The organism is Devosia aurantiaca (assembly GCF_011058215.1).
GTDB classification, from domain to species: domain Bacteria; phylum Pseudomonadota; class Alphaproteobacteria; order Rhizobiales; family Devosiaceae; genus Devosia; species Devosia aurantiaca.
In genome coordinates this window covers 85,999-108,304 of sequence record NZ_JAALFG010000004.1, presented here as the reverse complement: position 1 = coordinate 108,304, position 22,306 = coordinate 85,999, and the positions used below count along the sequence as shown (strand labels likewise).

General features: G+C 62.5%; 27 protein-coding genes and 2 pseudogenes. 15 read left to right on the top strand and 14 right to left on the bottom strand.

What is annotated here, in order from left to right; all coding sequences use genetic code 11:
• The first annotated feature begins 118 nt into the window (after window positions 1-118).
• A complete protein-coding gene (locus G5575_RS16135) occupies window positions 119-931 on the top strand; it encodes a DUF4344 domain-containing metallopeptidase (RefSeq protein ID WP_164535232.1) in 813 nt (270 codons plus the stop codon).
• An 80-nt stretch (window positions 932-1,011) separates the two neighbouring features.
• Complete coding sequence (locus tag G5575_RS16130) at window positions 1,012-1,869, top strand: DUF4344 domain-containing metallopeptidase (protein ID WP_164535231.1); 858 nt, start codon at window positions 1,012-1,014, stop codon at window positions 1,867-1,869.
• On the opposite strand, the pseudogene G5575_RS22385 reads toward G5575_RS16130, so the two are convergent.
• Both G5575_RS22385 and G5575_RS16120 read right to left on the bottom strand, forming a co-directional pair.
• Window positions 1,870-2,489 (bottom strand): annotated as a pseudogene (locus tag G5575_RS22385) (YitT family protein).
• Window positions 2,486-2,932, bottom strand: coding sequence for a DNA polymerase III subunit chi (locus tag G5575_RS16120; RefSeq protein WP_164535230.1), 447 nt, complete (start codon window positions 2,930-2,932; stop codon window positions 2,486-2,488). The pseudogene G5575_RS22385 and the gene G5575_RS16120 overlap by 4 nt, the downstream one beginning before the upstream one ends.
• Before the next feature lie 75 nt (window positions 2,933-3,007).
• On the opposite strand from G5575_RS16120, the gene G5575_RS16115 reads away from it, so the two are divergent.
• From G5575_RS16115 to rsmA, 6 genes are all read left to right on the top strand, one after another.
• Window positions 3,008-3,808, top strand: coding sequence for an LptF/LptG family permease (locus G5575_RS16115; protein WP_164535229.1), 801 nt, complete (start codon window positions 3,008-3,010; stop codon window positions 3,806-3,808).
• A complete protein-coding gene (locus G5575_RS16110; protein ID WP_164535228.1) occupies window positions 3,805-4,125 on the top strand; it encodes a hypothetical protein in 321 nt (106 codons plus the stop codon). The genes G5575_RS16115 and G5575_RS16110 overlap by 4 nt, the downstream gene beginning before the upstream one ends.
• A complete protein-coding gene (locus G5575_RS16105; protein ID WP_164535227.1) occupies window positions 4,122-5,192 on the top strand; it encodes an LptF/LptG family permease in 1,071 nt (356 codons plus the stop codon). Before G5575_RS16110 ends, G5575_RS16105 begins: the two co-directional genes overlap by 4 nt.
• Window positions 5,193-5,294: 102 nt before the next feature.
• Window positions 5,295-6,185, top strand: a complete 891-nt coding sequence (locus tag G5575_RS16100) for a peptidylprolyl isomerase (protein WP_164535226.1) — start codon at window positions 5,295-5,297, stop codon at window positions 6,183-6,185.
• 77 nt (window positions 6,186-6,262) lie between these two features.
• Window positions 6,263-7,243, top strand: coding sequence for a 4-hydroxythreonine-4-phosphate dehydrogenase PdxA (gene pdxA, locus G5575_RS16095; RefSeq protein WP_164535225.1), 981 nt, complete (start codon window positions 6,263-6,265; stop codon window positions 7,241-7,243).
• Window positions 7,240-8,082, top strand: a complete 843-nt coding sequence (gene rsmA, locus G5575_RS16090) for a 16S rRNA (adenine(1518)-N(6)/adenine(1519)-N(6))-dimethyltransferase RsmA (protein ID WP_164535224.1) — start codon at window positions 7,240-7,242, stop codon at window positions 8,080-8,082. Before pdxA ends, rsmA begins: the two co-directional genes overlap by 4 nt.
• A gap of 128 nt (window positions 8,083-8,210) precedes the next feature.
• Here rsmA and G5575_RS19580 read toward each other — a convergent pair whose 3' ends face one another.
• The 9 genes and pseudogenes from G5575_RS19580 to G5575_RS16050 all read right to left on the bottom strand — a co-directional run bounded on the left by G5575_RS19580 (window position 8,211) and on the right by G5575_RS16050 (window position 15,322).
• Window positions 8,211-8,660, bottom strand: coding sequence for an MFS transporter (locus G5575_RS19580; protein WP_207633202.1), 450 nt, complete (start codon window positions 8,658-8,660; stop codon window positions 8,211-8,213).
• Window positions 8,564-9,445: an MFS transporter gene (locus G5575_RS16085; RefSeq protein WP_207633201.1), complete on the bottom strand. Its 882-nt coding sequence runs from the start codon at window positions 9,443-9,445 to the stop codon at window positions 8,564-8,566. Before G5575_RS16085 ends, G5575_RS19580 begins: the two co-directional genes overlap by 97 nt.
• A pseudogene (gmk, locus tag G5575_RS16080) lies at window positions 9,445-10,085 on the bottom strand (guanylate kinase). The gene G5575_RS16085 and the pseudogene gmk overlap by 1 nt, the downstream one beginning before the upstream one ends.
• A 79-nt stretch (window positions 10,086-10,164) precedes the next feature.
• Complete coding sequence (gene mltG / locus G5575_RS16075) at window positions 10,165-11,271, bottom strand: endolytic transglycosylase MltG (RefSeq protein ID WP_164535223.1); 1,107 nt, start codon at window positions 11,269-11,271, stop codon at window positions 10,165-10,167.
• A gap of 138 nt (window positions 11,272-11,409) precedes the next feature.
• On the bottom strand, window positions 11,410-12,672 hold the full coding sequence (gene fabF / locus G5575_RS16070; protein WP_164535413.1) for a beta-ketoacyl-ACP synthase II: 1,263 nt from the start codon (window positions 12,670-12,672) through the stop codon (window positions 11,410-11,412).
• 28 nt (window positions 12,673-12,700) lie between these two features.
• Window positions 12,701-12,937 carry an acyl carrier protein gene (locus tag G5575_RS16065; protein WP_092424318.1) on the bottom strand — a complete coding sequence of 79 codons (237 nt, stop codon included), beginning with the start codon at window positions 12,935-12,937 and terminating at the stop codon, window positions 12,701-12,703.
• A 209-nt stretch (window positions 12,938-13,146) separates the two neighbouring features.
• Window positions 13,147-13,884: a 3-oxoacyl-[acyl-carrier-protein] reductase gene (fabG, locus tag G5575_RS16060; RefSeq protein ID WP_164535222.1), complete on the bottom strand. Its 738-nt coding sequence runs from the start codon at window positions 13,882-13,884 to the stop codon at window positions 13,147-13,149.
• A gap of 34 nt (window positions 13,885-13,918) precedes the next feature.
• A complete protein-coding gene (fabD, locus tag G5575_RS16055) occupies window positions 13,919-14,869 on the bottom strand; it encodes an ACP S-malonyltransferase (protein ID WP_164535221.1) in 951 nt (316 codons plus the stop codon).
• A 120-nt stretch (window positions 14,870-14,989) separates the two neighbouring features.
• Window positions 14,990-15,322, bottom strand: a complete 333-nt coding sequence (locus tag G5575_RS16050; RefSeq protein ID WP_164535220.1) for a hypothetical protein — start codon at window positions 15,320-15,322, stop codon at window positions 14,990-14,992.
• A gap of 74 nt (window positions 15,323-15,396) precedes the next feature.
• Between G5575_RS16050 and G5575_RS16045 the strand changes: the two genes are divergently transcribed.
• The 5 genes from G5575_RS16045 (at window position 15,397) to rplI (ending at window position 17,534) form a co-directional block, all read left to right on the top strand.
• Window positions 15,397-15,636, top strand: coding sequence for a type II toxin-antitoxin system VapB family antitoxin (locus G5575_RS16045; protein WP_235936091.1), 240 nt, complete (start codon window positions 15,397-15,399; stop codon window positions 15,634-15,636).
• A complete protein-coding gene (locus tag G5575_RS16040; protein WP_164535219.1) occupies window positions 15,633-15,992 on the top strand; it encodes a type II toxin-antitoxin system VapC family toxin in 360 nt (119 codons plus the stop codon). Before G5575_RS16045 ends, G5575_RS16040 begins: the two co-directional genes overlap by 4 nt.
• 210 nt (window positions 15,993-16,202) lie before the next feature.
• Window positions 16,203-16,604 (top strand): 30S ribosomal protein S6, encoded by a 402-nt coding sequence (rpsF, locus tag G5575_RS16035; protein WP_164535218.1) that lies wholly within the window; start codon window positions 16,203-16,205, stop codon window positions 16,602-16,604.
• 19 nt (window positions 16,605-16,623) lie between these two features.
• Window positions 16,624-16,878: a 30S ribosomal protein S18 gene (gene rpsR, locus G5575_RS16030; RefSeq protein WP_067450285.1), complete on the top strand. Its 255-nt coding sequence runs from the start codon at window positions 16,624-16,626 to the stop codon at window positions 16,876-16,878.
• Window positions 16,879-16,967: 89 nt separating this feature from the next.
• Window positions 16,968-17,534, top strand: a complete 567-nt coding sequence (gene rplI / locus G5575_RS16025; RefSeq protein ID WP_164535217.1) for a 50S ribosomal protein L9 — start codon at window positions 16,968-16,970, stop codon at window positions 17,532-17,534.
• 36 nt (window positions 17,535-17,570) lie between these two features.
• Here the strand turns inward: rplI and G5575_RS16020 are convergent, their stop codons facing one another.
• Window positions 17,571-19,049, bottom strand: coding sequence for a phospholipase D-like domain-containing protein (locus G5575_RS16020; RefSeq protein WP_235936090.1), 1,479 nt, complete (start codon window positions 19,047-19,049; stop codon window positions 17,571-17,573).
• Between the two features lie 244 nt (window positions 19,050-19,293).
• Here G5575_RS16020 and G5575_RS16015 point away from each other — a divergent pair, with 244 nt between their 5' ends.
• Both G5575_RS16015 and alr read left to right on the top strand, forming a co-directional pair.
• Window positions 19,294-20,781, top strand: a complete 1,488-nt coding sequence (locus G5575_RS16015) for a replicative DNA helicase (protein ID WP_164535216.1) — start codon at window positions 19,294-19,296, stop codon at window positions 20,779-20,781.
• Window positions 20,782-20,783: 2 nt separating this feature from the next.
• Window positions 20,784-21,911 (top strand): alanine racemase, encoded by a 1,128-nt coding sequence (alr, locus tag G5575_RS16010; protein WP_164535215.1) that lies wholly within the window; start codon window positions 20,784-20,786, stop codon window positions 21,909-21,911.
• On the opposite strand, the gene G5575_RS16005 is transcribed toward alr, so the two are convergent.
• Together G5575_RS16005 and G5575_RS16000 are read right to left on the bottom strand one after the other, a co-directional pair.
• Window positions 21,881-22,072 carry a hypothetical protein gene (locus G5575_RS16005; RefSeq protein WP_164535214.1) on the bottom strand — a complete coding sequence of 64 codons (192 nt, stop codon included), beginning with the start codon at window positions 22,070-22,072 and terminating at the stop codon, window positions 21,881-21,883. The genes alr and G5575_RS16005 overlap by 31 nt on opposite strands.
• 12 nt (window positions 22,073-22,084) lie before the next feature.
• Window positions 22,085-22,276, bottom strand: coding sequence for a hypothetical protein (locus tag G5575_RS16000; RefSeq protein WP_164535213.1), 192 nt, complete (start codon window positions 22,274-22,276; stop codon window positions 22,085-22,087).
• Between the last annotated feature and the right edge of the window lie 30 nt (window positions 22,277-22,306).

Genomic DNA, 22,306 nt, shown 5'->3' with positions numbered 1-22,306 from the left:
TCGCCTCCCTCCCTGTTTGGGATCGATGCGAAGTGACGTCTTCACCACTGCCGCGCGATGGCGTTGACACTGCCCTGCCCGTGCCATCTTCTGGACCGGTCTAGCCAGGAGCGATCCCATGCGCCGTCTCGCCTTGCTGCTGCTTGCCGTGCTGCTGGCATCGCCCGCTGCGGCCTTCGATCTCAAGGACTATGACAAAAGCCAGCGGCTCGACATGCGCCGTTTTGCGATCAACAACGGTCTCTTCACGCTCTACCACGAGGTGGGGCATCTCCTGATCGACAAGCTCGACCTGCCGGTGCTGGGTCGCGAAGAGGACGCGGCGGATAATATCGCCACCTGGATGCTGTTGCAGAAGGCGACGCCCGAGGCCAACCAGGCGCTTGAAGATGCCGTCGCGGGCTGGGCCTTGACGGCCGAATTCTTCGACGACAAGTGGACCAACGAGGATTTCTCCTCCGGCTATAGCCCCGACCGGCAGCGCGCCATGCAGATCGTCTGCCTCAGCGTCGGCGCCGATCGCGCCGCTTTCCGGCCGGTTGCGACCGACTACGATTTCGACAATGACCGGCAGAATTCCTGCCATTTCGAATATGAGCTGATCGACCGCAGCATGCGCCAGCTGCTGTCCAAGGCAGGCTCGGGCACCGAGGTCACGGTGACCTATCTCGACAGTGGCCGGCACCTCAAACTGGCTGAGCAGATGCTTCGCAATAGCGGCATCATCGATGAGGTGGCCGAGGAAGTGCGGCAAGGCTATCGGCTTGGCGGCGAGGTCACCGTGACGGTCGCGCAATGCGGCGAGCCGAACGCTTTTTACGACACCTCCACCACCGAAATCATCTTCTGCTACGAGTTGATGCAGGACTTCATCGAGCTCTACGCCGCCGAGCTGCCAAGCCCTTCTACGGGCAAGCGAAAACCACGCTGATCCCGATTGCCTCGCCCGGGTAGATGCGTCAATACTGGCGCCATGGGTAGATGGGAAACTATCCTTCGGGGAACTCTTAAATGAACATCTTGCGCGCAACTGGGGCCGCGACACTGTGCGTCGGCCTTCTTGCCGGAGGCGTTGCCGCACAGGAGGCCGACGACGTCGTCTTCGAAGAAGCGATGGACTTCGCCATGCACGACGCGATCTACACCATGTACCATGAAATCGGCCACATGCTGGTGGGCGAACTGGGCCTACCGGTGCTGGGCAAGGAAGAAGACGCGGTCGATACGCTGGCCACGATCTGGCTCCTCACCGACGACGAAGACATGGACAGCTGGAACGCCTTGGTCGACGCGGCGGACGGTTGGTATTTCAACGCCGTCAATTCGACCGGCTCGGGCGTCGAAGACTTCTCCTACGTCTCGGACCACAGCCTCGATATCCAGCGCGCCTACAACATGGTGTGCCTGATGGTCGGAGCCATGCCCGAAGAATTCAAGGACACGGCAAAATCCTACGAAATCGACGAAGATCGCCAGGGGGCCTGCGGCTACACTTACTATCAGGCCGAGCAGGCCTGGACCACGCTGCTCGAACCCTATGCCGTGGGCGAAGATGGCGAACAGGGCGAGCAGATCAAGGTGGTCTATGAAGACGCTGGCGACTACGAGATGTTTGCCGAAGCGCTTAAGGATCGTGAGATCCTTGAATATGCGGCGAACCTCGTCATGAACCGCTATGTGCTGCCCGGACCGGTGACCTTCCGCGCCACGCAATGCGGCATGGCCAACGCTTATTACAGTTCCTCGGAGAGCGAAGTGGTCTACTGCTACGAGCTGGCCGAGGACCTCTTCAACCTCTACGCTATCGACATCGTGGGCGCCTCTGCCGGCGACGAAGAGGCGGGCGACTACGAAGAAGAAGAAGAGTGATCAGCTAAAGCCGAGATAGCGGCCGGGGCGGTGGTTGAGCGCAACGATCATGTTGAGCACCAGCGCCCCTAGCACCGAGTAGATCACGCGGTCGAGCGGCAGGACGAAAAAGGCTGCAAGCAGGATCAACGCGTCGACGCCCAGCTGGAAATAGCCGGCGCGGATGCCAAGATTGTCCTGCAGGTAAAGCGACAGGATATTGATGCCGCCGACGCTCGCCTTGTGGCGGAAGAGCGAAAGAATGCCGAGTCCGATGAGCCCGCCGCCGACTAGCGCGGCGAAGAGCGGGTCGATGCTGTCGATGCCGATCCAGAGCGGTATCTGGCCTGAAAAGTAGGACACGAGCGCCACGCAGGCCACGGTCTTGAGTGCGAACTGCCAACCCATGCGCAAAAATGCGAGGGCATAAAAGGGCAGATTGATGCCGAAGAAGAGAGCCAGCCGAAGGGAATGCCGGTGGCGTATTGCAACAGCAAGGCAAGGCCGGCGGTGCTGCCGGTCGCAAGTTGGGCTTCGGTGTAGAAGGCGACGCCGAGCGAGACCAGCATGGTGCCGATCAGCATGGCGAAGAGGTCTTCGTGCAGCTTGTGACGGCTGGGCGAACTGAGGTCTGGCGTCATGCCTTTTTCACCCAGCGGCCGTCGGCGTCCTGCTGCCAGTAGGTGACGTCATTGTCGGCTCGCAGATTTCGGTAGGCGATGCGCGCGGCCGCCAAAGCGTCCGGATCGTGGCCGGAAAAGAGGATCACCATGCGCTGGTAGCCGTCGCCCGATTGCGGCAGCGCGCCATCGACGAAAAAGCGCACATTGGCGCCGTTGGGATTGTCGGTTTCGGTGGTCAGCAAGACCGGCTGGTGCGCGTCGGTGTCGTCGCCAGCAAGGCCATGCGCCAGAAAGCTATCGTCGCGATAGGACCAAAGATGGGAGTCGAGTGCCTCGGCCCGTTCGCGCGAACCCACCTCGACCACCGCACGCCAACCGCGCTCCAGCGTCTTTTCGAGCAGGAAGGGCACCACCGCTTCGAGCGGGCGCGTTTCGAGGTGGTAAAACAAGATCTCGGCCATAGGGCGGTTATATCTTCGGCTCCGTAGCCGCGCCAGCGACGGAAATGGGTACCAGCCATTGTTCGGCCGCATAAAGTGCAGCAAGGTGCGCGCGACTCGCAGCCGAGAGACCCGCCCGCGCCGATGAAGAAACTGACTGCCTATCTGGCACGGCTGTTCGTTACCGACGCCGCGATCCTGTTCGGAATTTTGTGTTTCCTGCTCTGGCTGGTCAATTGCTTGCGCTCGTTCGACGTCGTGTCGGCCAAGGGGCAGGGTTTTGTCACCTTGGCCATACAGGCACTCTACACTATGCCTCCCTTGGCGCTGTCGTTCTTTTATATCTGCATCGCCGTGGGCATGGCTCGGGCACTGACGGCGCTGCAGGCGAGCCACGAACTTCACATCATCCATTCCGGGCGCGGCCTGGGCGGCTTGTGGCGCGCCTCAAGCGTTACAATCGGGCTCTCGGTTTTGGCCGTTTCAATCCTGGCGCATGTGGTCGAGCCGATGGCGAACCGGCAGCTTAACGCGCTCAATGAAGCTGTCGCCGCCGACCTTGTCAGCTCTTCACTGCGACCGGGGCGCTTCACTCAAGTAACACCGGGCGTGGTGCTGCTGATCGGCGGGCGCGAAGAAGGCGGGCTTATCACCGAGTTCTTTGCTGACGACCGGCGAGACTCGGAAACGCGCCGCACCTATATCGCCCAGGCCGCGCGGGTACTCGCCAATGGCAACGATTACCTGCTGCAGCTCAGCAATGGGGCGCTGCAATATACGGGGCCGACGGCCGCTACTCGGAGGTGCGCTTTGCAAGCTACGACATCAGCGTCGATAGCCTCAGCCAGTCTGCGATTTCCTTCGATGCATTGGCGGAACGCGACAGTTTTCGCTTGATCACCGACGCGTTGCGCAACGGCGAATTCGACTTCAGAGCCATCCGGCACCTGCTCAATCGAGGCGCGGAAGCCTTGCGAGTCATCGGTATGTGCTTGCTTGTCCTGGCGGTCGCCGGATTTCCAAGCGGCAACCGCACGCGCACGAAGCTGCCGCTCGAGCCGCTGATCGTAGTGGTGGCATTTCTGGAACGCGGCATCAGCGCCTATAGCCCGCTAGGCAGCGGCACGGGCGCGGTGTTGCTGATCGTCATTGCGGTGGCATTGCTGGCTTATCGGCTGTGGCCGCGGCGCATCGGCGTGGGGGTGGCTGCATGACACCCATTGATCGGCTCATCCTTTGGCGCATTCTCACGCGGATCGGCGTCACTGTTTTCATCTTCTTCGGGGTCATTGCGCTAGCAGAGTCGCTCGACACCTGGCGTTTCAACCATGTAGCCGAAACGCGCGGCTTGCCAATGGCGATTGTGATGGTGGCGATGAGCGCCACACGCTGGACCATCAAGACCCTGCCCGTGACCGTGCTGATGGGCGCTATTTTGGGCATAGTCGATCTCAAGATGCGACACGAACTTACTGTCATCAAGGCAAGCGGGATTTCGATCTGGCGTATTCTGCGCGCGCCGGTTGTGGCCATCATCGCCAGCGGACTCATCATCGGCCTTGGAGTGGAGACACTTAGTACACAGGTCATGCGCGACCTCGCTCCGCTGCCGCCGGGCCAGGCGGCGTTGCTGACCCCACCAGGGGAAATCTGGCTCGAACAGCGAGGCGAGGATGCCCATTACGTAATGATGGCCCGCAACATGTCGGCGGGTGGTTCAACGCTCAGCGACCTGACCATTTTCGACATGACGGGCAAAGGCATCCCGCGCCTCGAAGCCGAAGAGGCCACGCTGGAGCGCGGCCATTGGCTTCTGCCCTCCGCGATCGCCCGCACGCCAAACACGTGGCCGCAAACGCTGAGTGACGTGACGCTGCCCACCACCTCCACCCCCGCCGAAATCCGACTCAAACTTGCTTCTTCTGACGATATGACGTTTTTTGAGCTGGCGGCACTCTTGCAGCGCGGCGTCGCCGATCCGGCCATACGCGCAGCAACTACCATGCGACTGGTGAAACTTCTGGCCCTACCGCTGGTGTTAACCGGCTCTTTGCTGATCGCCTTCGCGTTTACGGCAGGCTACAACCGCAACACGCAACTGGGGCCCGCGGCGCTTTACGGGATCACGCTGGGCTTTGTGGTCTTCGTCATCACCGAAATGGCCGATCGCGCCGGCACCACGGGTGTGCTCAACCCAGTCTTTGCCGCGATCGGTCCGGCGATCGTCGCCATCGTCATTGGCGTCACGGTTTTGTTGCACAAGGAAGACGGGCTGACCTGACCCACCCGCTGCCTTATTCGGATTTTGGCCGCAATCGTCGAGCAATTGACAGCGCAGAGCGGACGCCGCATTGAAGGCGTGAAGAACGAGCGGACCCATCCCATGAAATTTGCAGATCTTCGTCGCGCCACCGGCGCTATCCTGATCGGGGCCGTGCTGGCCTTTGGCACTGCCGGCGCCGCAATGGCCGCCACCGTGGTCACCGTCAATGGCGAGCCGATCAGCGACGTCCAGGTCGATCAGCGCCTTCGCCTCTTCAGCATGGAAGGCAACCAGAGCGGCCGCGCTGGCGCCCAGAAGCAGCTAGTCGACGAAGCCATCCAGCTCCAGGAAGCCAAGCGCCTCGGCATCACCGTGGCCAATAGCCAGGTTGACGATGCGCTGCTGCAGATCGCACGCAACATGAAGGTCAGCCGCGACAAGCTGCTCGAAGTCTTGCAGCAGGGTGGCGTCAACAGCGAAACGCTGCAGAACCGCCTGCGCGCCGCCATTGCCTGGAACGCCGTGGCCGAGCAGGCCGTGATGTCGCAGGTGCAGATTTCAGAACTCGATCTCGATCAGCAGGCTGCCGCCAAGATCCAGGACTTCCAGACCTTCGATTATATCCTCAAGGAAGTCGTCTTCGTTGGTGGCGGCGGCCGCTCGGCCCAGGCCAATAGCTACCGCTCGAGCTTTTCCGGCTGCGATACCGCGGTCGATCTGTCGCTGGCCTATCCTGACGTCGCCGTGGTCGATATCGGCCGCCGTCACGCCACCCAGCTGCCCGACGCGCTCGCCAAGGAATTGGCAGGCCTTAATGTCGGCGGCATCAGCAAGCCGCGCGTGGTCGAGACCGGTGTTTCCATGCTCGCCGTCTGCGAAAAAGTGCAGGCGCAGGACCTGACCTTCGTGAAGGGCGGTCTGCGCGAGGAAGCCGGCGGCGACGCTCTCCAGCGCGAGGCTGCGGCTTATCTCGACAAGCTGCGCGCCCAGGCCAAGATCATCTATAACTAATCCGGAGGCGGCCAAGGCCGCTTCTTTTCTTGCAGCAGCCGCGCTCTGATCGCGGCTGCATCTTTTGGGGGCTGGCAATGGTGCCACTTGCGGTGAGCATGGGCGAGCCGGCGGGCATCGGGCCCGACTTGATCCTGCAGCTTTACGCCCGGCGCGTCGAACTGGCCCTGCCACCGTTTTTGGTCTTCGGCCATGCGGGCTTCCTGTCCTCTCGCGCCAAGCGGCTGGGCCTCGATCTCGTTTTCACCGATGCCGTGTCCGATTTCGCCCAAGCATTGCCCATCCGGCACATCGAGGGCGACGTGGTCGACCTGCCCGGCGAGGTCCATGTTCCCGCCGGCTCTGTGGTCATCCGCGCCATCGAGCAGGCCGTGGCTGCGACCCTCGCCGGCGATTGTCGTGCCGTCGTGACGGCACCGATCCACAAGGGCGCGCTCTACGAGACCGGATTTTTCTATCCCGGCCACACCGAGTTTCTCGCTGCCCTCTGCGCCGAAGATGGCGAGGAACCGTTGCCGGTGATGATGCTGGCGCATGAGGACCTTCGCACCGTGCCGCTCACGATCCATGTGCCGCTCAAGGACGTGCCGGCGCTTATCAATCGCGAGCTAATCCTTGAAACCCTCGGCGTCATGGCGCGCGACCTTCGGGCGCGGTTCGGCGTCGCCCATCCCCGCATTGCTGTGTCCGGCCTCAACCCCCATGCTGGGGAAGGCGGGGCCATCGGGCGCGAGGACATGGAGATCATCGCGCCAGCTATCGAGGCGGCACGGGCGGCCGGCATCGACGCCGTCGGGCCCCTGCCCGGCGACACGTTGTTTTATCCGCCGCACTGGCGGCAATATGATGCGGTGCTCGCCATGTATCACGATCAGGCGCTGATCCCGATCAAGACCGTAGCCTTCGATGCCGGGGTCAACGTCACGCTGGGCCTGCCCATCGTGCGCACCTCGCCCGATCATGGTACGGCCTTCGGCTTGGCAGGCACGGGCAAGGCTTCAGCGGCAAGCATGCTCGCAGCCTTGCGGATGGCAGATGAAATGACAACAAAACCATGAGCCAGATCGACAAGCTTCCCCCGTTGCGCGAGGTGATCGCTACACACGGCCTGCGCGCCAAAAAGGAGCTGGGGCAGAACTTCCTATTCGACCTCAACCTCACCGCGCGCATAGCGCGGGTCGGTGGGTCGCTAGAAGGCGTGCGGGTCATCGAGGTGGGCCCGGGCCCGGGTGGGCTGACGCGGGCCCTTCTTGCCGAAGGCGCGCACGAGGTCATCGCCATCGAACGCGACCCGCGTGCCTTGCCGGCATTGGCCGAAATCGCCGAAGCTTATCCGGGGCGGCTCACCGTCATTGCCGGCGACGCCATGGAGATGGATTACGCCCTTCTTGCCGATGGTCCGACGCGCATCATCGCCAACCTGCCCTATAATATTGGCACGCAGTTGCTCACGGGCTGGCTGACCATGGAGCCGTGGCCGCCCTTCTTTGAAAGCCTGACGCTGATGTTCCAGCGCGAAGTGGCCGAGCGCATCGTGGCGCGGCCGGGGGACGATGCCAATGGGCGGCTCGGCGTCCTTGCCGGCTGGCGGACCGAGGCGCGCATCGCCTTCAATGTCGGTCGCCAGGCCTTCGTGCCGCCGCCCAACGTCACCTCCGCCGTGGTGCATCTTATGCCCAAGCCGGTGGAACCGGACCTCCCGGTCAAGCATGTCGAACAGGTCACCAAGGCTGCCTTCGGGCAGCGCCGCAAAATGGTGCGGCAATCGCTGAAGTCGCTGGGCGTACCGGTTGAGGGCCTGCTGAAGGCGGCGGGGCTGGAGGGTGACGAACGGGCCGAAGAGCTGCCGATCGAGGCGTTTCTCGCGATGGCGCGGGCACTGCCGGGGTTGAGGTAGTCCCCTCTTCTCCCTTCCCTAGAGGGGGAGGGTAGCGAAGCTTGGCGCCGATAGGCCTTAGCGCAGCTGGGTGGGGTGGGGCCGAGAACTCCGCTCCCGGGGCCCCACCCCACCCTCAGTCCTCCCCCTCAAGGGGAGGGAGGCGCAGGAGTTGAGGCTTCTGGAGTGGGGAGGGGTTGAACAAACACCAGCCGCAGCGCCACCAGCAGCGCTAAGGCCGCGGCGCCGCCGCACACGCTCAACACCCCGGCCCAGCCCCACGCCGTCCAGGCATAGCCCCCGAGCGTGCCCAAAACACTGGCGCCAAGATAATAGAAGACGAGGTAGATCGCCGACGCCTGCGCCCTGCCCGTCTGCGCGCGTCGCGTGACCCAGGCGCTGGCGATGCCGTGGGCGGCGAAGAAGCCGATGGTGGCGATGGCGAGGCCCAGGATGATGACTGGGGTCGAGGGAATTGCGGTGATCGCCATCCCCAGGCCCATCACCGCCACCAGTGCCCAGAACACTTTGCGACGGCCGAGGCGCTGCGACAGGCCGCCGGCCCAGGTCGAGCTGGCGCTGCCGAGGAGATAGACCAAAAGATCGCGGCAATGGCCGAGTGGCTGAGGAGAAAGGGCGGCAGTGCGAGGCGAAAGCCGGCATAGTTGTAGAGCGTGACGAAGCCGCCCATCAGCAGGAAAGCGCTGGCAAAGAGCCAGGGAAGAGCGGCGTCCTGGAAGGTCGTGCGGCAGCGGCGCAGCAGTTCGCGAAGGCTGATCGGGTCGCGGACGAAGGCGCGTGGCTGCGGCAGGAGGACAGCGACGGCGATGGCGGCAAGGACGATCAGACCGGCGAGAATGCCGGTGCCCAGCCGCCAGCCGAGCCAGTCCGAGAGCACGCCGGAGATGACGCGGCCGGCCATGCCGCCTAGCGCCGTGCCGCCGATATAGAGGCCCATGGAAAACCCGAGCGCGTCAGGGTCCATTTCTTCGGAGAGATAGACCATGGCGACAGCCGGCACTCCGGCAAGTGATATGCCCATCAGGGTACGAAGGGTAATCAGCTGCCACCAGACCTGGGTAAAAGGCAGCAACATGCCGAGCGCGGCGGTTGTCAGGAGCGCGCCGACGATGAGGCGACGGCGGCCGAGGCGGTCGGCGAGCATCGAGGCCGGGATCAACGCGACGGCCATAGTCGCGGTCGTGGCTGAGAGCGCGAGCGAAGCCGTGCCCGCATCGCGCACCCAATATTGGGCGAACATGGGCAGCAGCGGCTGCACGGAATAGAGCGAGGCGAAGACCGAAAAGGCGGCAAGGAAGAAGGCGATGTTGGCGCGCAGGAACTGGGGCGTGCCGCGGCGGATGGCCGGCGCGGCCGCCACCATCACGCCGATCCGATCTGGTTCTGCAGGTCGCGCACGAAGCTTTCGAGGTTCATCTGACGGCTCCGTTCCAGCCGCGCCGAGGCGAGGATGGCGCGAACGCGGGCGACGGAAAGCTCGAGGTCTTCGTTGACGATAACGTAGTCGTATTCGCGAAAATGCTCCATCTCGATGCGGGCATTCTTGAGCCGCTTTTCGATGGTGCCGACGCTATCCTGAGCGCGGCGCTCGAGACGGGCACGCAATTCCTTGATTGAGGGCGGCAGGATGAAGACTGTGACCATGTCCTCGCGCGCCTTTTCGTAAAGCTGCAGCGTGCCCTGGTAGTCGACGTCGAAAAGGATGTCGTTGCCGGCGGCGAGCTGTGTTCCTCGACCAGCGCGCGGGGCGTGCCGTAGAAGTTGCCGTGCACTTCGGCGGATTCGAGCAGTTCGCCATCGCGGCGCATCTTTTCGAAGGTCGGGACGTCTATGAAGTGATAGTGCTTGCCATGCACTTCGTCGGTGCGGCGGGCGCGGGTGGTCACCGAAACCGAGAGCTTGATATTGGGATCGGCGCCGAAGAGCGAGCGCGAGATCGACGACTTGCCAGCCCCCGATGGCGACGCAATCACCAGCATGACGCCGCGGCGCTGAAATTCCATGGGAGGCACTCTGGCTCGAAAGAAACTGCTAGCTTAGTTGCGCGATCGCCGCCCCGAGGTCAAGGCAGCGAATAGGTGGCTATTGCGGCGCGTCGGCAGCTTCCTCGGCCTCCAGGGCCTGGCGCGCGGTTTCGGCCTCGGCTTCGGACTGCGCTGCAGCTTCGGCAGCGATCTCGCGATAGCGCGCGACATTCTGCTGATGCTCGGCATAGGTTTCAGCAAAGACGTGGCCTTCGCGCGGCGTCGCCCCCTTGGCGACGAAGTAGAGGTAGTCGTGCTCGTCCGGGTTGGCGACCGCTCGTAGCGCATCGATGCCGGGATTAGCGATCGGCGTCGGCGGCAGGCGGTCGATCTGGTAGGTGTTATAGGGCGTCTGCGCCTCGATCTCGGAGCGGCGGATACCGCGATCGAGCGTCGATTGGCCCAGGGTGATGCCATAGATGATGGTCGGGTCGGACTGAAGGCGCATGCCTTCCCGCAGGCGATTGACGAAGACGGCGGCCACCTGCGGGCGCTCGGTGGCGACGCCGGTTTCCTTTTCGACGATCGAGGCAAGGATCAGCAACTCTGCGGGCGAGTCGAGCGGCAGATCGGGCTCGCGCGTTTCCCACACTTCGGCAAGTGCCTGTGTCATGGCCACTTGCATCTTGTCGAGCACCGACTGGCGCGTGTCGCCCGGCAGATAGTCATAGGAACCGGGTAAAATCGAGCCTTCCTGCGGCAACTGGTCGATGCTGCCGGTGAGCTGGTCGTCGTCGTTGATGCGATCGACAGCCTGCCAAACGGTCCAGCCTTCAGGGATGGTCACCGCATAGCGCAGCGGATTGCCGGTGGTGAGTTCCTTGAGAATATCGGACATGCTGGCATTGGCAGCGATGTTGAAATCGCCGGCCTTGACCACCGAGCTGTCTTCGACACGACTGCCGAACTGGCTGAAGATCAGCGAGTTGCTGACAAAACCCTGCTCCTCGAGGCGCTGCGCGATGGTCGAAAGCCCGTTGCCCGACTCCACGCGGAAGACGCGCTGCTCGGGGTTGGGGCCCTCGCCGTAATATTGCGAGGCAACGAAGAAGGCGCCGCCACCGACCACGACAAGACCAATGACCAGCAGGGTCAGGAAGGCGTTGAGCACATCTACCAAGCCGTTGCCCGAGCGCCGGCGACGGCGAACCTTGCGATCATTCATATCTGCGCTTTTCCAGCCTGGGTCGCGTTCAGCGCGACTGATTTGGTCTTCTGGCGCCAAACTGTGGCGAAGCGTCGGCAAAAACAAGGGGCACATCGCATGGCCAGCGATGTGCCCCTCTTGAATCGTGGAAAACGCTTAGCTGACCTTGCGCATCACAAGGGTGGCGTTGGTGCCGCCAAAGCCGAAGCTGTTGTTGAGCGCGACGTTGATCGCTTTTTTCTTGGCCACATGCGGCACAAGATCAATCTCGGTTTCGACGGACGGGTTGTCGAGGTTGAGCGTCGGTGGCGCAATGCCATCGCGCATGGCCAGAAGGCAGAAGATCGATTCGACCGAACCGGCAGCACCCAGCAGGTGGCCGATGGCGGACTTGGTCGAGCTCATGGTTGCCTTGGGTGCAGCATCGCCCAGGAGGCGGGTCACCGCGCCGAGTTCGATTTCGTCGCCAAGCGGCGTCGAGGTGCCGTGGGCATTGATGTAGTCGATCTCGGAGGCCGGAATGCCAGCGCGCTTGAGCGCGGCTTCCATGGCGCGGAAACCGCCATTGCCATCGGGTGCCGGTGCGGTGATGTGGTAGGCATCGCCGGAAAGGCCATAGCCGATGATCTCGCCATAAATCTTGGCGCCGCGGGCCTTAGCACGCTCGTAGTCTTCGAGCACGACAATGCCGGCGCCCTCGCCCATGACGAAACCATCGCGGTCCTTGTCATAGGGGCGGGAAGCAGCAGTCGGGTTGTCGTTGAAGCCGGTCGACATGGCGCGGGCGGCAGAGAAGCCGGCCAGCGACAGGCGATTGACGCAGCTCTCGGTGCCGCCGGCAACCATCACGTCGGCATCGCCCAGGGCGATGAGACGGGCGGCATCGCCGATGGCGTGGGCCCCGGTCGAACAGGCGGTGACAACGGAGTGGTTCGGACCCTTGAGCCCGAAGCGGATCGAGACCTGGCCGGAGGCCAGGTTGATCAGGCGGCCCGGGATAAAGAACGGGCTGATGCGGCGCGGGCCCTTCTCGTGAAGGGTTATCGACGCATCATAGATGCCGCCGATGCCGCCAATGCCCGAACCGATCAGAACGCCGGTGCGCTCCTGCTCTTCTTGGGTCTTGGGCTCGACGCCGGCATCCTGAATGGCTTGGGTCGCTGCTGCCATGGCATAGACGATGAAATCGTCGACCTTGCGCTGCTCCTTGACCTCCATCCACTCGTCGGGGTTGTACTTGCCATCGGCATAGTCCCCGAGCGGAATGCGGTGGGCGATCTGGCAGGCAATGTCGTCGACTTGGAAGTCGTCGATACGCTTGGCGCCACTCTTTCCGGCAAGGATGTTGGCCCAGGTGGGCTCAACACCGCAACCAAGAGGCGTGACAAGCCCCAGACCGGTTACAACGACTCGACGCAATTCCATGGTCAGCGGCCCAGCTCCAAAATCAGCTGGTTGCCTTGGTCAAGAAGGAGACCGCATCGCCGAAGGTCTGGATGGACTCGGCAGCGTCGTCCGGGATTTCGACCGAGAATTCTTCCTCGAAAGCCATCACCAGTTCGACCTGATCGAGCGAATCGGCACCCAGATCGTCGATGAAGCTGGCCTTTTCGGTGACCTTCTCGGCATCCACATTGAGGTGTTCCACAACGATCTTGCGGACCCGATCAGCGACATCGCTCATGTTTGACTTCCCTTTTTAGAAATCGAGGTTTCGTTTCGCTTCTTATTGGCGCGACGCCAATTCATCAAGCGCAGTTTGGCTTCCGGACCAATCTATGCGGCCTATTTTGCGCCCGCAAGCAGTCCGGGAGGGGTAAACGCGGCGCGGCGTAACATGTTTCATGGGTCGAGGCCAGCCGCGCAAAAGGGTTTGCGCGGCTTTCACCCAGATCAGATCATCGCCATGCCGCCGTTGACGTTAAGCGTGTGGCCCGTGATGTAGGCCGCTGCGTCGCTGGCGAGGAATACGGTACAAGCCGCGATTTCCTGCGCCGTGCCCAGGCGGTTCATCGGCACCGTGCCCAGAATCGCTTCGCGCTGCTTGTCGTTGAGCTCGTCGGTCATCGCCGAGGCGATGAAGCCGGGCGCAATGGAATTGACCGTGATGTTGCGCGAGGCCACTTCATGGGCCAGCGCCTTGTTCATGCCGATAAGCCCGGCCTTGGACGCGGCATAATTGCCCTGTCCCGGATTGCCGGTGACGCCGACAACCGAAGAAATACCGATAATGCGGCCCCAGCGCTGCTTCATCATGCCGCGAAGGCAGGCACGGTTAAGGTGGAAGGCCGCGGTGAGATTGACGGCGATGACGTCATCCCACTCTTCATCCTTCATGCGCATGAAGAGATTGTCGCGCGTCATGCCGGCATTGTTGACCAAGATATCGAGCCCGCCCATGGCCTGTTCGGCAGCCGGCACGAGCTTGTCGACTTCGTCGAGTTTGGAGAGGTTCGCCGGCAGGATCGGGCAGTCCACCCCGATCTCCTTGGCCGTATCCTCCAGCGCGCCGACGCGCGTGCCCGAGAGCGCAACCGTTGCGCCGGCAGAAGCCAGGGCCTTGGCGATCTCACGGCCGATGCCGCCGCTGGCGCCGGTGACGAGAGCGCGTTTGCCAGTTAGATCAAACATTTATGCGGTCCTTTGCAGACACTGATTCAAGCGCTTAGGAATTGATTGAGGCGACGAATGCGTCGATGTCGGCCGGCGAACCGACGGCCTGCGCGGTGACTTCCGGCGCAATACGCTTGGCCAAGCCGGTCAGCACCTTGCCCGTGCCCAGTTCGACGAGCGTGGTGACGCCGCCAGGACCTGCCAGCCAGGTGACGCTTTCGGTCCAGCGCACGACGCCGGTGACCTGCGCCACGAGGTGATGGCGTATCTCGGCAGGGTCGGTGATCGGTACGGCCAGCACATTGGCCACGAGCGGCACCACGGGCGCCTTCATCTCGACCTCGGCAAGCGCCGCCTCCATGGCATCCGCAGCCGGCTGCATCAGCGAGCAGTGGAACGGCGCGCTCACCGGCAGCAGCAGGGCCCGCTTGGCACCCTTGGTCTTGGCAATCTCGACGGCGCGTTCGACGGCCGCGGTGCCGCCCGAAACCACGACCTGGCCCGGCGCATTGTCATTGGCGACGTCGCAGACTTCGCCCTGCGCCGCCTCGACGGCGACCGACTGCGCCGTTTGCAGATCTAGCCCGAGCAGCGCCGCCATGGCGCCATGCCCCACAGGCACGGCCTTCTGCATGGCCTGTCCGCGGGTGCGAAGCAGGCGCGCTGCGTCGGTCAGCGTAAACGTGCCGGCAGCGCAGAGCGCGGAATATTCGCCCAGAGAATGACCGGCAACGAATTGCGCATGGTCCTTGAGCGCCACGCCTTTGGCTTCGAGCACCCGGATCACGGCCATGCTCACCGCCATCAGCGCTGGCTGGGCATTTTCGGTCAGGCGCAGGATGTCTTCGGGGCCTTCGAACATGGTGGCCGAAAGGCGCTGGCCCAGGGCTTCGTCGACCTCCTGGAAGACGGCGCGTGCTTCGGGATAGGCCGCGGCCAGATCCTTGCCCATGCCGACTGCCTGGCTGCCCTGGCCCGGAAATGTGAAAGCCATGCTGGCCATGACGCGTCTCCCTTTTAGATCAATCTGACAAGCCGATGCCGGCCTGTCCAGTTGCGGCGCGTTTGAACGGGAGTGTGTGGCGGTGTCAAGGCGGGTCGCCCCTTGCCGCCACACTGAACTCTATTGGAGGCCCAGCGCTTCGCGCGTGGTGCGTTCGGCGTCATCGCCCGCAGCCTTGATCTCGGCCTCGCTCTGCCCGATCAAACGCGCCGCATTTTCTGCCGTTGCCCGTGCCGCCGCAACCGCCTGCACCTTCGCCTCCGCCGTCATATCGGCCGCACCATTGCGCAGATCGTCGATCGCCTGCTGCCCGTTCGGCACCTGGATCTGCACCGTCGACGAGCCATCCGGCTGGCGCTGCACGGAAACGGCATCGTCGGGATCGTCGCCACAGGCGGCAAGAGCAAGTATGGGGAGGATTGCGAGCGGATAGAGCCAGGCTTTGATGGTCATGCGGGGTCCTTCACGAAGAATCTGGCCCTTGTCGGCATGTGGTGGGGCAGAGTTATGGCGTGTTGAATAGCGCATTGACCGATGCGATTTTAAAGGATGGCATGGAGGTCACGATGAAGACCACTGTTACGATCGACAATCAGTTGCTCAAAGATGCCAAGGAAATCTCTGGCATCAGCGATACAGAAGAAGTCGTTGAAGCCGCCCTCAAAGAGCTGATGCACCGGGATGCTTCGCGGTATTTGGCGAGTTTGGGTGGAACAATGCCCGACTTGGAGTATCCTCCTAGATATCGTGGAATGGCGGAAGAGTGATCCTCGCCGACACCTCGGCCTGGATCAATCATTGGCGAACACCCAATCTCCGTTTCGCCCGTATGTTGGCGAACCAGCAGATTGTTATGCATCCCTTCGTCGTGGGCGAGTTGGCCACCGGAAGCCTTAAGGAACGCCACAAGACCCTCCTTGGCCTAAGGCGCATGTATACGCTTCGTCCCGTGGCTCATGACGATGTGCTCGACCTTATGGAAGCAAGAGGGCTCTTCAGTCGCGGCGTTGGTTACATGGATCTGCACCTTCTGGCCGCCGCTTTGGCAAACCCTCCTGTGAGGATTATGACCGATGACCGGCGCTTCGGTCTGGTTGTCGGAGAATTTGGCCTATTGGCCTGAACGCTTGCCTTCCCTCATCCTTTCGCCTATATCGCGCCCAGCAATTCGTTTGGCCGGGGGCTGAACGGAGGGTTTGGCTTTTGCCGAATAGGGTTTTGACCCGGCCTCCCGTGTTCCCGCTCTTTGCAAGACTGCTTTGACGCCTTTCCGGCTTCAGAGGGGCTCCGCGCCGACGAAAGGCTGAGTGCAACTCGAAAGGAAGGCGCATCAATGGCCCTCTACGAACACATCTATCTGGCTCGCCAGGACGTTTCCCAGCAGCAGGTCGAAGAACTGACCACGCAGCTGAGCGAAGTTCTCGGCCAAGGCGGCGGCAAGGTCACCAAGAACGAATATTGGGGCCTCAAGGGTCTCTCCTACCGCATCCGCAAGAACCGCAAGGCTCACTATACCCTGCTCAACATCGAAGCGTCCCCGGCAGCCGTTGCCGAAATGGAACGCCAGATGCGCATCAATGAAGACATCCTGCGCTTCATGACCGTGCGCGTGGACGAGCTGGAAGAAGGCCCGTCGGCAATGATGCAGAAGCGCGATCGCGACGACCGTGATGGCGGCCGCCCCGGTGGCGACCGTGGCGGATTCTCCGGCGAACGCCGTCCGCGCCGCTTCTAAGAACAAGGAACGTTAGAAAATGGCAATCAAAGACCTTACCACTTCCCAGGCTCGCCGCCCGTTCCAGCGCCGTCGCAAGACCTGCCCGTTCTCGGGCGAAGGCGCGCCAAAGATCGACTACAAGGACGTGCGCCTGCTCTCGCGCTACGTTTCCGAGCGCGGCAAGATCGTGCCGAGCCGCATCACCGCCGTTTCTGCCAAGAAGCAGCGTGAACTGGCCCGTGCCATCAAGCGTGCCCGTTTCATCGGCCTGATGCCCTACGCCGTCCAGTAAGGCTTCGCCTTTCTGAGACTTGTTGGGGTCGCGAATGGTTCGCGGCTCCTAACCGCCGGTCCGGCGGGACAGCCACAAGGAATACCCAAATGAAAGTCATTCTGCTCGAGCGCGTTGGCCGCAGCGGCACCATCGGCGACGAAATCAACGTCAAGGACGGTTTTGCCCGTAACTTCCTCCTGCCCCAGGGCAAGGCCCTGCGCGCCACGGAAGCCAACCGCAAGCGCTTCGAAAACGAACGCGCCCATATCGAACAGCGCAATGAAGAGCGCCGCAGCGCCGCCGCCGGCATTGCGGAAGGCCTTAACGGCCACGCCGTGGTGATGATCCGACAGGCTGGCGAAACCGGCCAGCTTTATGGTTCGGTCGCCGCTCGCGACATCGTCGAGGCTCTGGCCGCCGACGGCTTCACCGTGCAGCGCAACCAGGTCGATCTCGCCGACGCCATCAAGTCGGTCGGCGTGCACACCGTGCCGCTGAACCTGCATGCCGATGTTTCGGTCTCGATCACCGTCAACGTCGCCCGTTCGCCCGATGAAGCAACTCGTCAGGCCGAAGGCGAGGACGTCACCGTCCACACCTTTGAAGCCGACGAAGGTGGCGATTTCGCTGCCGGTCAGGCTGACGCCGCTGCCGACGACCGCTTCGAAGACTGATCTCTTCGAGCACTGCCGATCATGCGAAGGCCGGGTTTACGCCCGGCCTTTTGCTTTGGATTTCCTGGCAAAGCGCTTGAGGAAGCCGCGCATCAGCCCGCGCTGGGACAAAGGCTCGAACATTTCCTCGGGTCCTTCGGGATCGAGGACTTCGTTGTCTGCGAGCCACTTTTCGATGTCGTTAAGCTCGGGCACTTGGTAGTCGCGCAGCGTCCTGTCCGTCCCCCGTAATGTTTCGATAGTTTTGATCAGCGATCCCGTCTCGGCAAGCCGCGCGGCGACCGCTTCGGCGGTGACGCCCAGATGCTCGCCCAACAGGTCGTTGCGGGTCCAGGCGATCTCGCGCCGCACGGCCTCATCATCGTCGTCGGCGACAATGGTGATGTCGCATTCGGTATCGAGCCGCAGCGAACGGTTGTTGATATTTGAAGAGCCGACCTTGAGCACGGTGTCGTCCGCCACCAGGGCCTTGGCGTGCACATAGATCGCCTCGCCGCCCGAGCCGACCGGATGATAAAGCCGCAGCCGGTCGAACTTATCGGCGCGCTTGATCCAGGTGAAGAGCCTTGCCCGCGCCGTGTCCATGGCAAGTGGCTGCAGCCAGCCATCGGCCGTGTCGGGGTTGATGACGACTATTTCGGGCCCATCCTGCTCCTGCAGGCGCTTTGCCATGGCCGAGACGATGGCGCGCGACGCAAAATATTGGCTCTCGATATAGAGGAGCTTTTTGGCCGTCGCGATCTGGTCGAGCCAGAGCTTTTCCACCTCGAGGATCGGCTCGTAGTCTTCGATCTTCGGCGCCGTTCGGGAAATGGCGATCTCGACATCGGCGAAGTCGATCTCGAGCCCTTCGGGCCAGAGCGCCTTGCCGTCGCTGATCGGACGAAAATCAGAGACTCCCGCCCTGCCCCAGCGTTGCTGCACCAAATCGACCACGGAAGTGACGATCGGTCCGGTTACCGCGGTGGTGACATCGTGCCATGGCTTATAGGGACGGCGCGTCGTCGGGCGGCGGCGGCGCGGATCTTCGTGCCGGTGCTCGCGGGTGTCCCAACGGGCACCGGTCATGTCGATGCCACCGACGAAAGCCATGGCATCGTCGATCAGGATGATCTTCTGGTGGTGCGACGCGCCGGTGGGGTGGGCACTATCAAATTTCACATGGATGCGCGGATGGCGCAGCCACTGCCACAGCTTGATCAGCGTCGTGCCACGCTTGGCCGTGGTGATGATGCCGAAATCCCATTGCAGAAGAAAGATTTCGAGCTCGGGCTTGCGCTTCACCAGCCAGAGGATGAAGTTGCCGAGATCGGCCGGACCGCCATCGGCTCGATTGTCGCCCAGCGTTATTCGGGCATCGAAGTCCCAGCCGACCAGCGTAATGCGACGCTGCGCGCGCACCATGACATCGCGTGCGTGGCGGAAATAATCTTCAGCATCGACGATGACGGAGAACCGGTCGGCAGTGGCAGCGGCCATGCAGTTTTGGCCGGGCGTAAAACGAAGGTCGGCCAATTCGGCTCCGGATATGAGGTTGACGCTTGGGCACAGAAACATGCGACAGCCATGCGCGGTTCCAAGCAGGCCGCGGGAGCCTCGTGTTCACGCCTTGTTCTTGTTTCGTCAGTCTGTTAGAAATCCCCATTGTTCCCACTGTCCACAGGGGGACTGAATATGGTTCTTAACCTTAGCGCACTATGCCGAGACTCCTACCGCGCTTGCGTGGTTAAGAAAGGTTAACAGCCTCCCGAGGAATCCGATGGCAGAGATCGCGCGCCTTCACCCGGCCGAAGAAAAGTCGTTCCGCATCGCGCCCCACAACGTGGATGTGGAGCAGGCGCTGCTGGGCGCGATCCTGATCAACAACGACGCCTTCTACCGCGTCGCCGATTTCCTGATGCCGGAGCATTTCTACGAGCCGATTCATCGCGAGATCTTCGAGCTGGCCGGCAAGATCATCCGAGCCGGCAAGGCGGCGGAACCGGCGACGCTCAAGACCCACCTGCCCGACCAGCTGCTGCCCGACGTCACCATGATGCAATACCTGTCGCGTCTTGCGGCAGAAGCAACCACGGTCATCAACGCTGCCGACTATGGCCAGGCGATCTACGATCTCGCCATCCGCCGCAACCTGATCCAGGTGGGCGAGGAAATGGTCAGCGTTGCCTATGACAGCAGCGACGTCGACATGACCCCGGTCAAGCAGATCGAAAAGGTCGAGGGCGAGCTCTTTCAGCTGGCGGAAAAGGGCCGCTATGACGGTGGCTTCCAGAACTTCGGCGCTGCACTCAATGCGTCCATCCAGATGGCCGGCGAAGCCTTCCAGCGCGACGGCGGTCTTTCCGGCGTTGCCACCGATCTCCACGATCTCGACCGGCAGATGGGCGGCCTGCAGCGCTCCGACTTGATCATTCTTGCCGGCCGCCCGGCCATGGGCAAGACTTCGCTCGTCACCAACATCGCCTTCAACGTCGCCAAGGCCTGGCGCGGCGAAGTGACGCCCGATGGACATACCAAGACCGTCGATGGCGGCATTGTCGGCTTTTTCAGCCTCGAAATGAGTTCGGAACAGCTGGCGACGCGTATTCTTGCCGAGCAGGCAGAGATTTCCTCCTCCGACATTCGTCGCGGCCGCATTCACGATTCGCAATTTTCCAAGCTCGTCGACGTCTCCAACATGATGAGCCGGCTGCCGCTTTACATCGACGATACCGGCGGCATTTCCGTCGCCCAGCTCGCTGCCCGCGCCCGCCGCCTCAAGCGGCAGAAGGGGCTCGACATGCTGGTAATCGACTACCTGCAGCTGCTCTCAGGCTCGTCTAAAGCCTCGAGCCAGAACCGCGTGCAGGAGCTGACCGAGATCACGACGACGCTCAAGGCCCTGGCCAAGGAGCTCGAAATTCCGGTCATCGCCCTGTCCCAGCTGTCCCGACAGGTGGAAGCCCGTGACGACAAGCATCCGCAGCTGGCGGACTTGCGCGAATCCGGTTCTATCGAGCAGGACGCAGACGTGGTGCTTTTCGTTTACCGCGAAGAGTACTATCTCAAGAACAAGGAACCCAAAGAGGGCACGCCCGAGCACCTCACGTGGCAGGGGGAAATGGAAAAGGTGCATGGCAAGGCGGAAGTGATCATCGCCAAGCAGCGCCACGGTCCTACCGGCACGGTGCAGCTGAGCTTTGAGGCGCAGTTTACCCGCTTTGGTAACCTTGCTCGGGCAGATTACCTGCCTGAACGCATGGAATAGCAATGACGCCGACTTCCGGCCTTGGTGGCCAACTGAGCATCGACCTGGGCGCCCTCGCCCGCAATTGGCGTGCGCTGGACAAGGTCAGCGCCGGCGCCCTGACGGCTGCCGTGGTCAAGGCCGATGCCTATGGCACCGGCATCGACATGGCCTCCAAGGCACTCCACGCCGCCGGCGCGCGCTTCTTCTTCGTCGCGACACCAGACGAGGGCATGGCGGTTCGTGCAGCTGTTCCCGACGCCCATATCTTCGTGCTCTATGGGCTCTATCCGGGCGCCGCCAATCTCTACATCCGCCAGAACCTCATGCCGGTTTTGTCCTCGATCCCGATGCTGGAGGAATGGCTGGCCAAATGCGTCGAACGCAACGAGGCTTATCCGGCAGGCTTTCATTTCGACACCGGCATCAATCGTCTGGGTTTCCGGCTCAGCGAGGCGGGCCAGGTGCGGGAGCGCATCGAGCGCCTCGGCTATGCCCCGCAGATGGTGATGAGCCACCTCGCCTGCGCCGACCAGCCCAACCATGAGAAAAACCGCACCCAGCTGGCGCTGTTTGGCTCGGTGATTTCGCAGTTCCCCGGCATTCCTGCTTCGCTCGCCAATTCGGCGGGCCTGATGACCGGGCGCGACTACCATTTCCAGATGGTTCGCCCCGGCATTGCCTTGTTCGGTGGCCGCGCGGTCAGCGGACGCAAGAACCCGATGGCGCCGGTGGTCACGCTGCACGTGCCTATCCTCCAGATCACCGACGGGCGGATCGGCGAAACCGTTGGCTATGGCGCCAACTATACCCTCAACCGCACCAGCAAGCTGGCGGTGCTCGGCTATGGCTATGCCGATGGGCTCCTGCGCTCCTTATCGGGCAGCAATTCGCGCCCCGGCGGCAAGGTCTTTATTCGCGGCAGGCTCTGCCCGATCATCGGTCGAATTTCGATGGACCTGACCATCGTCGACGTCACCGACCTCGGCGGCGACCTGCCCAGCCCCGGCGAAGGAGCGGAAGTCTTCGGCCCCAATATCAGCGTCGACGACCAAGCCGATGCCGGCGGCACCATCGGCTACGAACTGCTAACCAGCCTCAAGGGCCGCTATTCGCGCAACTATGTCGGCACAGGCGAACTGCCAGAATAGCTAGTTCGACGTGCTGACCGCAGGGTGCCCTCGCCCGTATCACCGGGCAATACGCCGCTTTGCTGGATGATCACCCAGGCGATCACCGCAACGAGCGCCACCACGAAGGCGATGATGACGATGCGGGCGACGCCTCGGTCTTCCTGACGTTTTTCAGCCACTCCCGCCTCCCGTTACGGATTGTTGCCGGTCGTTTCGGCCGGTTCACCAGCCTTGCCGGCGGGCAGAGCGCTCTGCTCGGCAGCACTGTTGGCCGTTGCAGCGCCGTCGGCATTGGGCGCCTGATTGTTGGACGTGAACACCACGCCCACAAAGATGACCACCACGACAGCGACGACGATGGCAATGATGACGTTTCGATTCATGGCAAAGCTCCGATTGCTGATCGCTCAATC

Bases quoted from the DNA above. Each gene is read 5' to 3' on its own strand.
- G5575_RS16135 (WP_164535232.1), top strand. From the start codon at position 119: ATGCGCCGTCTCGCCTTGCTGCTGCTTGCCGTGCTGCTGGCATCGCCC.
- G5575_RS16130 (WP_164535231.1), top strand. From the start codon at position 1,012: ATGAACATCTTGCGCGCAACTGGGGCCGCGACACTGTGCGTCGGCCTT.
- G5575_RS16120 (WP_164535230.1), bottom strand. From the start codon at position 2,932: ATGGCCGAGATCTTGTTTTACCACCTCGAAACGCGCCCGCTCGAAGCG.
- G5575_RS16105 (WP_164535227.1), top strand. From the start codon at position 4,122: ATGACACCCATTGATCGGCTCATCCTTTGGCGCATTCTCACGCGGATC.
- G5575_RS16100 (WP_164535226.1), top strand. From the start codon at position 5,295: ATGAAATTTGCAGATCTTCGTCGCGCCACCGGCGCTATCCTGATCGGG.
- pdxA (WP_164535225.1), top strand. From the start codon at position 6,263: ATGGTGCCACTTGCGGTGAGCATGGGCGAGCCGGCGGGCATCGGGCCC.
- rsmA (WP_164535224.1), top strand. From the start codon at position 7,240: ATGAGCCAGATCGACAAGCTTCCCCCGTTGCGCGAGGTGATCGCTACA.
- G5575_RS16085 (WP_207633201.1), bottom strand. From the start codon at position 9,445: ATGGTGGCGGCCGCGCCGGCCATCCGCCGCGGCACGCCCCAGTTCCTG.
- mltG (WP_164535223.1), bottom strand. From the start codon at position 11,271: ATGAATGATCGCAAGGTTCGCCGTCGCCGGCGCTCGGGCAACGGCTTG.
- G5575_RS16065 (WP_092424318.1), bottom strand. From the start codon at position 12,937: ATGAGCGATGTCGCTGATCGGGTCCGCAAGATCGTTGTGGAACACCTC.
- fabG (WP_164535222.1), bottom strand. From the start codon at position 13,884: ATGTTTGATCTAACTGGCAAACGCGCTCTCGTCACCGGCGCCAGCGGC.
- fabD (WP_164535221.1), bottom strand. From the start codon at position 14,869: ATGGCCAGCATGGCTTTCACATTTCCGGGCCAGGGCAGCCAGGCAGTC.
- G5575_RS16050 (WP_164535220.1), bottom strand. From the start codon at position 15,322: ATGACCATCAAAGCCTGGCTCTATCCGCTCGCAATCCTCCCCATACTT.
- rpsF (WP_164535218.1), top strand. From the start codon at position 16,203: ATGGCCCTCTACGAACACATCTATCTGGCTCGCCAGGACGTTTCCCAG.
- rpsR (WP_067450285.1), top strand. From the start codon at position 16,624: ATGGCAATCAAAGACCTTACCACTTCCCAGGCTCGCCGCCCGTTCCAG.
- rplI (WP_164535217.1), top strand. From the start codon at position 16,968: ATGAAAGTCATTCTGCTCGAGCGCGTTGGCCGCAGCGGCACCATCGGC.
- G5575_RS16015 (WP_164535216.1), top strand. From the start codon at position 19,294: ATGGCAGAGATCGCGCGCCTTCACCCGGCCGAAGAAAAGTCGTTCCGC.
- alr (WP_164535215.1), top strand. From the start codon at position 20,784: ATGACGCCGACTTCCGGCCTTGGTGGCCAACTGAGCATCGACCTGGGC.
- G5575_RS16000 (WP_164535213.1), bottom strand. From the start codon at position 22,276: ATGAATCGAAACGTCATCATTGCCATCGTCGTCGCTGTCGTGGTGGTC.